8 protein-coding genes are annotated in these 13,309 nt (G+C 64.6%); 6 read left to right on the top strand and 2 right to left on the bottom strand.

Annotated features, from left to right (window positions below):
• Positions 1-4: 4 nt before the first annotated feature.
• The 5 genes from JF616_01770 (at position 5) to JF616_01750 (ending at position 11,406) form a co-directional block, all read left to right on the top strand.
• On the top strand, positions 5-4,501 hold the full coding sequence (locus JF616_01770) for a glycosyltransferase (GenBank protein ID MBW8886458.1): 4,497 nt from the start codon (positions 5-7) through the stop codon (positions 4,499-4,501).
• Complete coding sequence (locus JF616_01765; GenBank protein ID MBW8886457.1) at positions 4,498-7,086, top strand: glycosyltransferase family 2 protein; 2,589 nt, start codon at positions 4,498-4,500, stop codon at positions 7,084-7,086. Before JF616_01770 ends, JF616_01765 begins: the two co-directional genes overlap by 4 nt.
• A 23-nt stretch (positions 7,087-7,109) precedes the next feature.
• Entirely contained in the window at positions 7,110-9,746 is a 2,637-nt protein-coding gene (locus tag JF616_01760) for a glycosyltransferase (GenBank protein ID MBW8886456.1), read from the top strand.
• Between the two features lie 186 nt (positions 9,747-9,932).
• Positions 9,933-10,235, top strand: coding sequence for a flagellar biosynthesis anti-sigma factor FlgM (locus JF616_01755; GenBank protein ID MBW8886455.1), 303 nt, complete (start codon positions 9,933-9,935; stop codon positions 10,233-10,235).
• Positions 10,236-10,401: 166 nt separating this feature from the next.
• The gene (locus JF616_01750; GenBank protein MBW8886454.1) at positions 10,402-11,406 is read left to right on the top strand and encodes a threonylcarbamoyl-AMP synthase; all 1,005 of its coding nucleotides are present in this window, start codon (positions 10,402-10,404) and stop codon (positions 11,404-11,406) included.
• A 47-nt stretch (positions 11,407-11,453) separates the two neighbouring features.
• Here the strand turns inward: JF616_01750 and JF616_01745 are convergent, their stop codons facing one another.
• On the bottom strand, positions 11,454-11,927 hold the full coding sequence (locus tag JF616_01745) for a hypothetical protein (GenBank protein MBW8886453.1): 474 nt from the start codon (positions 11,925-11,927) through the stop codon (positions 11,454-11,456).
• A gap of 43 nt (positions 11,928-11,970) precedes the next feature.
• The gene (locus JF616_01740) at positions 11,971-12,459 is read right to left on the bottom strand and encodes a hypothetical protein (GenBank protein MBW8886452.1); all 489 of its coding nucleotides are present in this window, start codon (positions 12,457-12,459) and stop codon (positions 11,971-11,973) included.
• 339 nt (positions 12,460-12,798) lie between these two features.
• Between JF616_01740 and JF616_01735 the strand changes: the two genes are divergently transcribed.
• Positions 12,799-13,221 carry a response regulator gene (locus JF616_01735; GenBank protein MBW8886451.1) on the top strand — a complete coding sequence of 141 codons (423 nt, stop codon included), beginning with the start codon at positions 12,799-12,801 and terminating at the stop codon, positions 13,219-13,221.
• Positions 13,222-13,309 lie beyond the last annotated feature (88 nt).

Genomic DNA, 13,309 nt, shown 5'->3' with positions numbered 1-13,309 from the left:
TCTAATGTTACCTTACGGGAAACCACGCTACTCCGTAGTCATCGTCACCTATAACTCGCGCGAAAACATCCGGGCCTGCCTGGACTCGCTGCGGGGATGCGGCCCGGCCGCGCTAGGCGCGGATGGATCCCACGAGGTGATCGTGGTGGATAACGACTCGCGCGACGGGACGCAGGAATACCTGCGGTCGCAGGGCGACATCCGCATGATCCTGAACGGGGGCAACAACGGGTTTTCCAAAGGCTGCAACCAGGGAGCGGCCATCGCCAAGGGCGAATTCGTCATCTTCCTGAATCCCGATACCTGGGTCACGAAAGGCTGGACCGATGCCATGGCCCGCCATTTCGAGACTAAGGGCGAAACCAAAGACGGATTCAAAGGAGTCGGCGCGGTGGGTCCCGTATCCAATTACGTGGCCGGATTGCAACGACTGGACGTGAACCTGCCCCCGGCTTGGGCGCAGGCGCAGTCTTTCCCGGGGAACGGGGTGCCGGAGGTGGCCGAAAGCATCGCGCGCATCTTGCGCGAAGCCAATGCCGGCCGCGGGGTCGAGAGTAAATTGCTGATCGGTTTCTGCCTGATGATGCGGCGCGAGCTGTTCCTGTCGATGGGCGGCATGGACGAGGATTTGTTCCTGGGTAATGATGATCTCGATTTAAGCTGGCGGCTTCGGAATGCCGGCCTCAAGCTCGTCGTCGCCTCGGACGCCTTCGTGTTCCACGAAGGGCAGAAGAGTTTCAAGACCGAAAAGAAATCGCACGTCGACCGACTCACGCAGGAATCGACCGACGCGCTCTACCGGAAATTGGTGAAGCATTACGGCGGACGGAACCAGGTTCCGCCCGCCTTGGAACTTTGGGGGATCGGGTGGTTCAACCCGTCCCCTTCGCTAGTGGCAGGACTCGATGAAGGCGCCGTCGGATTGGCCCATGGCCCATCCGCGCCCACGCACGCGGGAGGCTCTATGATCAATGGACAACGGATGGAACGCGACGATCAGGCCCACAAGGCGGATGCCGCCGGGGGAGCCTGGAAGGCGGTAACCGTCATCGTACACGCGGGCGCGGCGCGCCCGGCGGATGACGAAACGGTCGCGGCCCGGCTGGATCGCACCCTGGCTTCGCTTCCGGCCCGTCCCGGCCTCGGGATCATCGTGCTTAATTGCGCCGGCTCGATCACGGTCGAGGCCCCCTCGGGCGCCGATCTGCGCAAACTGGATTTGGGCCCGGCCTTCCCGGCCCGGCAGGCCTTGGAAATGGCCCTGGCCCTGGCCTCGGGATCGCACGTCTTCTATTGCGCCGCCGGCGTGGAAGCCTCGGCGCTCTTCAATCATTGGCTCGACAAGCGCGATATGGCCACGCTGGATGCGGCCTTGCCCCTGCCCCTGCGCATCGGGGAGGGAGAGGCCGCTCCCGGCGCGGCGGTCCTGTGCCGTAAGGATTGGCTGCGCGGAGCCCTCGCATCGCTGCCCGCCGACGGATTCTTCGCCGGATTGGGGGATCGCGCTTCGGGTGCGCGCGCCCAGTCCGCCGGTAAACCCATCGATCCGCCCTGGCTGTCGGCGCGCGCCGCCGATCTGCCCATCGGCTTGGCCGTACGGATCGCCGCATCCTCCAATAGAGCCCCTGCGCCCGCCCGCGAGACCTGGACCCCGGTCAAGGACTCCCCGGCGCAAACCATGCGCGACGGCATCGAACTTTATCCCGAAAGCCTGCGCCCCATCCTGCGCGATTCGCAGCACGTCTGTTTCGCCGGCAGCAAGGCCGGAGCCCCCGGCGTCAGCGGTCCCATCTCCGTTTTCGACGTGGCGGGCAAACCCTCGCGCTTCACCGAGCAAGACCTTTTCATCTTCCGCATCACGCCGGATCTGCTGGATAAGCTGCCCGAGCGCTTGGCCAACATCCGCCGGCAAGGCGAACGCCTCAAGCGCCTGGTCGCCATCATCGACGTCAAGGAAGCCAAGGGCCTGCCTCCCCGGAACGGTTTGGCGGCCATCGATCTCACGCCCGATGGCATCCGCCGCGTGCTTTGGGAAGCCGGCTTCGCCGTCACCGGCGAAAGGCCGTACCTGGGATTTCCCCAGGGGAATTCCGGGAAGGCCGATCCGCAACCGGGCTGGATCCAGATCGAAGCCAAGCCCCGCGCCGCCGCGCACGCCTTGTCCAAGAAGGTCTCCATCGTCATCCTGGGCTTCAACCAGATGGCGTATACCAAGAAATGCATCGACTCCATCCGCAAGCATACCCGCCAGAACCATGAATTGATCCTGGTGGACAACGGCAGCAAGGACGATACCTGGGAATATTTCCGCTCGGTGCCGGGGGCGAAGACGATCCGGAACGCGACCAACCTGGGCGTGTCCAAGGGCTGGAACCAGGGCATGCGCCTGGCCGACGGCGAGTACATCCTGATCTTGAATAACGACGTGATCGTCGGGCCGGATTGGCTGGAGAACATGGTGCGATTGGCCGAGAGCGATCCGTCCATCGGACTGGTGGGCCCGCGTTCCAATTACATCGCCGGGCCCCAAGTGGTGGCCGACGTGCCCTATAAGGGCTCAACCGGATACGACGAGCAAGGCATCGCCCCTTTTATCCGCAAATGGCAAGCGGAGCACGATCTCTCGGCCTGCGAATTCGGTTTCATCAAGGGCTTCTGCCATCTCATCCCGCGCCGCGTCTTCGCGGAGGTGGGCTTCTACGACGAGCGCTACGGCAAAGGCAATTTCGAGGACGATGATTATTGCCTGCGCGTGCGCTACCGCGGCTACCGCGCGCTGTTCGCCAACGACAGCTTCATCCATCATTTCGGCAGCGTCTCCTTCAACCAGGAATCCAACGATTGGCGCGCCCTCATGATCGAGAACCAGAAAAAATACGAGGCCAAATGGGCCAAAGGGGCGGCGGCCGTACACGACACCTACCTCGACCCTGCCCCCGCCGACCTGAAGCCGGCTGCGCAAGCGGCGGCTCCGACCCAGGCCCTGAAGCCGGCGGCGCAAAGCAAGCTCAAGGACGGACAGGCCGCCTACGAAGCCGGCGATCTGGATAAGGCCCGCACCCTTTTCCTGGAGGCACAAGCCGCCGAACCGGGCAATCCCGAACCCTATTGCAGTCTGGGCGTGGTCCTTTTTTCCGAGAACCTCTCCACCGAGGCCATGTCTTTCTTCATCCGCAGCCTGGAATTGGATGGCGCGCATGCGGACGCCGCCCAGAACCTGCTGGACGCGATCTCGGCCCGTAGCGGGCAAGTTACCCGCGATGACGCCTCCGCCCTGGCCCATCGCTTTCCGGACAATCCCGTTTTCCGCCGCTTCCTGTCCGGCCTGGAAGCCGGCAAGTCGGCGGCCCCGACCGTACCGGCCGCCCCCGCCCTTCCCGCCTGGCGCTCCGCCGTGGAAGCGCATATCCGCGACGGCAAGTACTCCGCGGCCATCGATCAACTCGAAAGCCGCATGCGGCGCGGCGAAGACGCGGGCGCGTGCGCCAATTACCTGGGCATCATCGCGCACGCTTGCGGCGACGCCGGCATGGCCCTGGCCCATTTCCGCACCGCCTTGGGCCATGCGCCGGCGGAAGCCGACATCATTTTCAACTTGTCCGATACCTTGCTGACCATGGGCCGCGGCGAAGAGGCCTTGCGCCTGCTCGAGGACGCGGCCGGCAAGAACCCTATTCCCGCCGGCGAGGGCCCCGATCTGGCGGCCATGGCCGAGCAAGTCCGGCATGCCCTATCCCGGGGACGCTTGAACGCCGCGGATCTTTTGGCCTCGCGCGATGCCAACCAACAGGCCGAAGCGCTGCTACGACGCAAGGATGTCGCGGGGGCCGTCGAGTACCTGAAAGCGGCCGTCGAATCCGATGCGGAGGACTTCCGCGCCTATAACAACCTCGGGATCGCTTCGTGGTACGAAGGCAGCGCCAACGCGGCCTGGAACTTCTTCTGCTTGGCCTTGGAGGTGCGTCCCGCCTGGACGGATGCGCTCATCAACGCTTTCGATACCGGCTTGTCATTGTCGGATCCGGATTCGCTCGGCGTGCTCCTGGACCATGCCCTGGCCGTCAACCCCAATCATGCCCAGGCCTTGGCCATGCGCCGCCATCTCAAGGCGCAGGGCCCGTCCATCTGCATGTTCCGGACCTTCGAGGCCCTGGAAGCGAACGCGCGCCGGTTGGCCGATGCCGAACGCCTGATGGAACAAGGCAAGCAGGGCGAAGCCATCCTGGCCTACCTGGATGCCGTCAAGGCCTTCCCGGAAAATCCGCAGGCCTACAACGGCTTAGGAGTCATCGCCTTCGCCGAAAAACGCGCGACGGACGCTTTCGGCCTGTTCGAGTTGGCGGCGACCTTGCATCCCTCGGATCAGGACATCCTCCTCAACCTCTGGCAATGCGCCCAGGCCCTGGGCCGTACGGGCGACGTGCTGCCCAAGCTCCGCCAATCGGTGGACAAGAACCCGGCCTTGGCGGATGTAAAGGCGGCCCTGAAGGCTTACGCTTGAACCACCCGCGGCTATCCGTCGCCGTCATCGCCCGCGATGAGGAACGGAACTTGCCGTCATTGTTCCGGTCCCTCGACGGGCTATCGGCCCAGCGCATCCTGGTCGATACCGGGAGCCGCGATGGCACGCGGGAAGTCGCCCGAGGCTACGGCGCCGAGGTCCACGATTTCCCCTGGACGGGCGATTTCTCCGCCGCGCGCAACCATTCGCTTTCGCTGGCCCGGGGCGAATGGATCCTGTGGCTGGACGCTGATGACGAACTGACGCCGGAAGCACGGGACTGGCTCGCGACCCGCCTGCCGCTCTTGGACCACTCCGAGGCCTACGCCTTTCGCGTGCGATCCCCCGGGCCGGACGGCGCCGAAACCACCTGGTCGCAAATCCGCCTCGTACCCAACGGCAAAAGCCTGGGCTTCCGCAATCCCGTGCACGAGACCTTGGGCGAAGCCGTGGCGGAAGCCGGGCTGACCGTGCGCGCCGCGCCCGCGGAAATCCTGCACACCGGGTACCGGGACATGGCCGCCGTGGAACGCAAGCGCGCCCGCAACCGCGCCCTTTTGGAAAAAGCGCTGATGGCCCCGGATGCCTCGGCGGCCTTATGGCTGGCCCAAGGCCGCATGCGGATGGCCGAGAAAGGCTGGGCGGACGCCGCGATCTCGTTTCGGCGGGCTATAGCAAGCGCGCACCCCGCCACCCATGACGTCCTGCTGGCCGCCTACGTGGGGCTGGGCCAATCCCTTTGCTTCCAGGATCGGCCAGCCGAAGCTCTGGAAGCCTTCCTGGCCTGCCCGCGTGGGTCGGCGCATGCGCCTTGGCTACTCGAATGCGGCAAAGCCCTTTGGCTCACCGGCCTCAAGGCCGAAGCCCGTTCGTTATGGACCCGGTGCCTGAACGCCGGGCCGGAATACGGCGGCGTGCCTTTCGACTGGGAAGGCATACGTAACGCGTCCGCTACCCTCTTGGAAACCACGCGCGAAGGCGATGACCCGGAACGCGGGTCGCCTCCACCGGAAGATCCTTTGGCCCCGCCGGGAGGCGGAGGCGGCGGGCCGCGCCTGGACCTGTCCATCTGCTCGATCCTGAAGGACGAAGCCGCCAATCTGCCGGGCCTGCTGGCTTGCCTGCCCTTGGGCCGCGCGGAATGGATCGTCGTGGATACGGGTTCGACCGACGGCACGGTGGAGGCCTTGCAGGAGGCGGGCATACAGGCGCGCCAATTTTCCTGGTGCGACGATTTCTCGGCGGCCCGCAACGTTTCCTTGGCCGCGGCCACCCGAGGCTGGATATTGTGGCTCGACGCCGACGACCGCGTGGACGAGGATTTCTGGGAAGCCCTGGCGCCCTTGCTGGACGGCCCCAAGCGGGCTTACCGCTTCGTGGTGCGGAGCCCGCGGGAGAATTCCCGCGGCGAATGCTTCCGGCAGATCCGCTTGTTCCCCAACCATCTGGGCGCCGCTTTCGAAGGCCGCATCCATGAACAACTCGGGACTTCCCTGGGCCGCCTGAAGGTGCCCATCGGCGCGACCGATCTGGAAATCCTGCACCTGGGGTACGATACGCCGGCCAAGCGCGGCGCCAAGCTGAAGCGCAACCGCGCTTTGCTGGAAAAGGAGCGCCAGGAATTCCCGGCCGATCCGGTAGTGATCATGGAATACGGCAATTGCCTGTACCAAAGCGGGGAATACGCCGGGGCCACCGAAGCCTACCTGTCGCTATTGCCCGGGCGCGATCCCCGCGCGCTGGGCGATGCCCCCGCGGACGAAGCGCTCCGGCATTACCCGGCTTTTCTCGCCGAGACTTTCGCCAAGCAGGAGCGCGATGCGGAAGCGGAGGAATGGTTCCGTCTGGCCGCGCGCTGGGACGCCTCCGACCCCAAACCCTTGTACTGGCTGGGCAAACGGGCCCTGGCGGCCAACAATCTGCGCGGAGCCCTGGAATTCCTGTATGGGGCCCTGGATCGGCCCGTAACCGTGGGCCGGGTCGCCACCGATGCCTATACGGTGCGCCGGAATTCCCTGGCCCTGGCCGTTCTCTGCGAACTGCAACTCTTCGGCCCCGGCAAAGCGCCCCGCGCGCGCGAAGCCCTGCGCGAGCTGATCGCCGGCGGGCTGCGCGACTTCCCCTTGGATCCGCGCGTACCCTGGGATTTCTTCAAAGCCACCGACTGCGATGCCGAAGCGGAGGGCTATGCGCGGGCCTACCTGGCGTTGGCTCCCGGGGACGTAGGCTTATGGGAAGACCTGCTGGAATCCTTGTACGAGAGGGGCAAGCATCGCGACGTCCTCGCCTTGTTCGAATCCCGCCCGTTCCTCCGGCTGCGATCCGGGGTGTTGGAAGCCTTTCGCGGAAAATGCGCCGAGTCTGCCGGCCGCCCGGTGGAAGAGATCTACGCCAACTACCGCGAAGCGTTGCGCAAATTCCCGGAGGATCCCACCCTGCTGGTTTACTTCTCCGAATTCGTGAACCATAATAAGCTCTACGCCAAATGCTACGCCGATCTCAAGGCGATGGCCCGCCCGTCGGAAACGATGCGGGACTTCCTGCGCCAGATGGAGGCCTTGGGATACGGCCAGGGCGCGGCCTAGGCTCTGAGGGAGCGCGAACGACTATGTCCAAAGCCGGCAAGAAAGCCAAGCGGAAGGAAAGGGATCCCATCCCCGCCTCCCAGGCGCCCGCCTCCCAGGCGCCCGCCTCCCAGGCGCCCGCCTCTCAGGCGCCCGCCCCGAAGGCGCCATCCCTCGATTGGGCGGGCCTTCCCGACGATATGCCCGCCGCGGAAATGGCCAAGCGGTTCGGCACCATCCGCGGCGTCTTGAAAACCCCATGGCCTCCCGGGACCCTGACCGTCGCCATGATCGTCAAGGACGAGGCCAAGAACATCCGGGACGCGGTGGAAAGCTTCCGGCCCATCGCCGATGAAATCCTTGTCTACGATACCGGTTCCACCGACGGGACCCAGGCCATCCTGGATTCCCTCGGGGTGCGTTGGATCCAGGGCGAGTGGCGGAACGATTTCGCCTGGGCCCGCAACCGTTCCATCGAAACGGCCCGCAGCGCGTGGATCCTATGGATGGACGCGGACGATCGCATTCCCGCCGATCAGTTGGAGAACTTCCGCAAGCTCAAGACCGCCCCCATGGACCGCGCCTTCGGCTTCCAGGTGATCAATACGCAGGGGGGCCTTCCCATCGGCGGTCGCTTCATGCAATTGCGCATGTTCCCCAACCATCCCGCCTTGCGCTTCCGCTATCAAGTCCACGAGCAGTTGTTGCACGCGGTGGCCCTGCTGGGATTGCATACCTTCTGGACCGAAACCACCGTGCACCACACCGGCTACGAAGATCCGGAACTCAAGAAGAAGAAAGCCCTCCGCAACCTGCTCCTCTTGCAAGAGGATCCCGCGCGCGTGGCGCGCGAGCCTTCCCTGGCCATGGCCATCGGCGATTCGTACTACATCCTCGGCGAGTTCGAGAAGGGGATCGAAGCCTATCAGCGGACCATGGCCATGCCGGATTGCGAGACCATCAACCGCGACATCTACCGGGAACTGCCCTCTTGCATAGGGCAGGGATACCAGCGCCTGGGCCGCCGCGAAGAAGCGCTGGGCTGGTTCGACAAGACCATCGCCCTTCAGCCCGATAAGCACGAGGCCTATTTCCACAAAGCGCAATGCCTGATGGAGATGGGCCGCCCGCGCGACGCCGAGCCCCTCTACGCCAAGCTGGTCTCCATGCCGGTAAGCTTCACCACCACCAGCAACCAGTACGATCTGATCCAGATCTATAGCCGCTATTACCTGGCCCAGTTCGCCTTCGAACGGCGCGAGATGGCGGCCGCCCGGAAATTGCTTGAGGCCTTGCTCGCGGGGCATCCTCAAGTGGTGGAGGCTTGGCAACTGCTGGGCAAATGCAAATTGGCGCAGGGCGAAACCGAGGCCGCCGAGAAATGCTGGGCCAAGGCCATCCTGCTCAATCCCACCGCGGTCCCGGATTTGCACGCGCAACGCCTGGTCCTGCTGCGCAAACTGGATCGGCGCGAGGATTTCCGCGACGCTTTGGCGGCCGCCCGGGCCCTGTTTCCCCAGCGCCGCCTGCCGGAATGGGAAGACCTCTCCCCGGCTTCAACGCGTCCCGCGTTAAGCCTATGCATGATCGTGAAGAACGAACGGGAGAACCTGCCTGCCTGCCTGGAATCGGTGCGCGGCCTCGCCGGCGAAACCATCATCGTGGATACCGGATCCGACGACGGGACCCAGGACATCGCCCGACGCTTCGGCGCGAAATTGATCCAATCCGATTGGACGGGCGATTTCAGTCGCGCGCGCAACCTCTCCCTGGACGCCGCCACCGGCCGGTGGATCCTCTGGTTGGACGCCGACGATCGACTCCTGGAAGAGGATAAGCGGGCCATCCGATCCCTCGCCGATGGCGATCCGGACCTCGCGCCCAAGGCCTATGGGCTAAGGGTGAAGAACAGCCGCGATGGCGGCCTCACCGGCAGCGTCTTCAACCAGATCCGCGTCTTCCCCAACCGCCCCACCTTGCGCTTCCGGGCCCCCGTCCACGAGCAGATCCTGCCCGCCATCGAGGCCGCCGGCATCCCGGTGGAATACCTGGCCGCCAAGATCCTCCACACCGGTTACGCCGACCCGGCCCTGGCCAAAGCCAAGCAGCAACGCAACAAGGCCATCCTCGAGGCCCAGGTGGGGACCGATCGGGGTATCACGCCGGTTACCCTATACACCCTCGGCTGCGCTTGCGCCGACCTGGGCGAGCACCTGGCCGCGGTGGAGTGGTTCCGGCGGGCCGCCTCGTTGGCCGCCGCGACGGGCTCCGACCCCCACGTGCGCGACGGCGCGCCCGCCAAGGCCGCCGCATCCTTGGCCGCCCTGGGCCGGCATGCCGAGGCCCTGCGAGAATTGGCGCCCGCCCTGGCCGTTGCTTCCCCGCTCCCCGAGGCCATGCTGGTGAAGGCCCAAATCGAGGCTGCCGCGGGCCGCCCCGATTCGGCCAGGCCTTTCTACGAACGCCTTCTCGATCTCGTAGAAGCAGGGACTTTCCTGCCGGTGGACTTCCAGCTCCTCAAGATCCAGGCCCTGCAATGGCTGGGGCAATATTGGTTCGATCAGGGACGCCGCGATCTGGCCGTGGCCCTGCTCAAGGCGGGCTTAGGGATCAAAGAAGGCCGGGACCTAACGGGAGCGGCGTTGGCCGCGCTCTATCGATCCCACGGCTTATCCGGCTGAACCGCCGGCGTTTAGACTCATTCCCGTTTGCGAAGTTTGCGTCAATGACGAAATGGCGCGGGATGGCGATTAAATCAGAGTTAAAGTGCGTTCATAACTTTGTCGATATTAGGGGTAGGAACACCATGGGGGAATATGACTTCTTAGACTTAATCTAGAAGCCAAACAGGCAAAAGCAGGTATAGTATGAACAGCACGGATATCGTAAACGAAGTCGCCCGACTGGTGGCGCAACGGGATCTCGGCCTCAAGGATCCCAAGGATGGCAAAGCGGTCAAGGCCAAAAAGGCCGCGCCCGAAGCCCACGACGAGGTCGATCTTTCGGATTCGGCCAAGGCGCTCGCCGGACATGAATCCGGATCGGACTACGAAAACGAGCAATACCTTAAGGTTGGCAGGCTGAAATCGCTGGTCAACTCCGGTAATTACCACATGGACCCGAAGATGGTGGAAACCATCGCGGAGCGCATCGCCAACATGCTCGTGTAGGGTCCCGCTTGCATTGCGGCGCGGCCGGGTCCTATAATCTGGGCATACCCGCGTAACGGACCCGCACTTTCAGACCGAACGCCTCCTCCCCGGAGGCGTTTGCGTTTCCGTCTCCGCTTCCCAGCCGGCCTCCTTCCCGGAAAAAGCGGTTCCTATCTTTCCCGCGATGATCCCCCTCTCCCCCGCGACGCCCGATGCGCTACGCCGCGCCGCCGATGCGCTGCGCGCGGGCGGGCTCGTCGCCTTCCCCACGGAAACCGTCTACGGCCTGGGCGCCAAGGCGCATGACCCCCTGGCGCTGGCCAAGATCTTCGAGGCCAAGCGCCGCCCATTCTTCGATCCCCTCATCCTCCACGTGGCGGAAAGGTCCCAATTCGAAGCCCTGATCGCCCCGGAGGCGCGGCGCGACCCGCGCGCCACGGACCTGATGGATCGCTTTTGGCCGGGTCCTCTCACCTTGGTCCTGCCCAAGGCTTCCGACGTGCCGGACCTGGCCACCTCGGGCCTGCCCACCGTGGCGGTGCGTATGCCCGCCCATCCGGTGGCGCTCGCGCTCATCCGCGCCGCGGGCTTCCCCCTGGCGGCCCCCAGCGCCAATCCCTTCGGACGCCTGAGCCCCACCACGGCCGCCCACGTGCAGGCCCATTTTCAAGCCCCTTTCCAAGCCGGCGAGGCGGGCATCGATCTCATCCTCGACGGCGGACCTTGCACGGTGGGGGTGGAGTCGACCATAGTATCCCTGGCGGGGGAAACTCCCGTGTTACTGCGGGCGGGAGGCGTGCCGCGCGAAGCCATCGAAGCGGCCATCGGCGCCATCGCCATGGCTCCCGCGGCGGCGGCCCGGCCGCAGGCCCCGGGCCAACTCCCCGGCCATTATGCCCCGCGCACCCCCTTGCGGATCCATGCGGGCGAAGAGATTCCCTCCGATGCCACGTTACGCCTGGGTTACCTGGCCTTCCGTCGCGCCCCGGATGGGCCCTATGCGGCGACGGAAACGCTTTCCCCTGACGGCGATCTGCGCGAAGCCGCCGCCCGCCTGTTCGCATGCCTGCACCGTCTGGATGCCGCAGGCTTGGATCTGATCCTGGCCGAAGCCGTGCCGGAACGGGGTCTCGGGGCGGCCATCATGGATCGCTTGCGTAAGGCCGCCGCGGGTTCAGGGCCGGGTTGAGGAGGGCCCTGGCTTCAGGGGTTTAAGTCCAGGGACGGCCCCAGTAGTTAGGGTCCCGTCGCGGCGGAATCGGGCAGACCGTCCGGGGTATTGGGCGAGCCGCGCTTTAGCCACGCCAGCAGGGTATCGCGTTCGGCCTGGGAGGGCTGATAGGGAAACCCCGTCGAGGGCATGGGATCGACCGGGGGATCCTGGGCCGCGGCGACATTGGAATCCAGTCGCTCCAGCAATTTCCCGCTGCCTTTCGCCCATTCCTCATAGGTGTCCAGGCGGATGGCATGCCCCCAGGCATCGTCATGGGACTCGTTGTTCCCGGCTTGGGCATGGCAATCGGCGCAGTAAAGGCTCACCAGGCGGCGGGCCGGTTCATAGGCGCAATCCACCAGGCAACCCTCGGTCACGATCGGCTTCGGGGGGGAATGGGTGGTACCGAACTGGCATCCCGCCAGTGCCGACGGGAGAAGGGCCAACGACAGAAGGACCATCGGAAGGCGGGCCAGGCGCGCGCGGCGGAAGGACATGGGGTCGAAAGGCCCGGGGCGGCGGCGCCCCGGAAGTCTCTGCTTAGTGGATAACGACGGTGAAGGCCACCGAATCTTCCATGCTCTCGATATCATCGTGATTGGCATTCGCCCCTTCGGCGATCAGGTAATGCTTGCCGGCGGTTAAGCCCGTCAGGGTCACCGTATCGGACTTGGACAATTGTTCCACCGCATCGACATCCAGGCCCACCGGTTTATCCAGGAACAGATGGATGTGGCCAACCACATCGCTCGATGAGGAAGATCCGTACGCCGCTGTCCCAGCGGCCGCTGCCGCTTCGGAGGTCGCGGCCCGCTTGGCCGCCGCCGCGCCGGCAAACTGGAAATGGGTCGTCGCCAATTTCACGAAGACGTTCGGGCCGACAACGCTATCGTTCATCTTGGGTGAATCGAAATGAACCGTGGGGTCCGGCTCGGAATTGGTGGCGCAGCCCGAAAGCAAGCATCCCAAAGCCAGTAACAGAATTGCAGAAACCAAGAAAACTTTACGGGCCCGTTCGATATTCCGCATGCTTCTCCTCGCGATTGAGTCCTCCTCCGGTCCAGGGGATTTCGTCCGAATTTACTTTATTGCTTCGCATTAAGCCCGCCAGCCCGGGGAAGGTCATAGCATGGGTCGGGGAAAGGGGCGCCGGCGTTACCGGAAACGCGCCTGGCTTCGGGCCCGAAGCGATCTACTTGGACTCGGAGCAACCTTCTAATAAGGTTTCCCCGGTTTCGTTCCGCAAGGAAAATAAAAGGAAACCGGATTCAACTGCCTCATCACCCGATAAACCCAACGTCCTAGCAATCTTTTCAAGCCGGGAGCCGAAGTACCGATTATATTCGGATTAGAGTCTTCGGTGCGCCAATGCCAAATTACCTGCAAAGCCTCCCCCCAATCCTCGTAGTCGACGATGAGAAAGTGGTGCGGACCCTGATCCGCCTCCAATTGGAGGAAGCGGGGTATCCCGTCCTGGAAGCCCCTGGCGGTCGCGAGGCCATCCAGCTCATCCTGGATCGGAACACGCCGATCGAACTGCTGGTTACGGACGTCTTGATGCCGTTCATGAACGGCCGCGAATTGGCGACCCGGGCCAGCATCATCCGTCCCGACATCCGGGTTCTCTTCATCTCCGCCTATTCGGCGAATCTGCTTATCGACCTGGGCGTAGCGCCCACGGGAGCCGATTTCCTGCGGAAGCCTTTCAAGACCGGCGAGCTTACCGATCGGGTCAAAAAGCTCTTGGCCGTCGGGCGCACCTGGCGGCAAGTGACCGCCAAAACCGTTTGACGATATCTGGACGGAACTGCGGACCGGCGGCTGGAATTCAGCCTCGGTTTGTCCGTGGAACGCGCCTGGTAAAGGCGGAGTATTCCCT

It is taken from the genome of Fibrobacterota bacterium, assembly GCA_019509785.1.
Lineage (GTDB): Bacteria > Fibrobacterota > Fibrobacteria > UBA11236 > UBA11236 > Chersky-265.
Note: the sequence above shows the minus strand (reverse complement) of the source record. Positions and strands in the feature narration are given on the sequence as shown.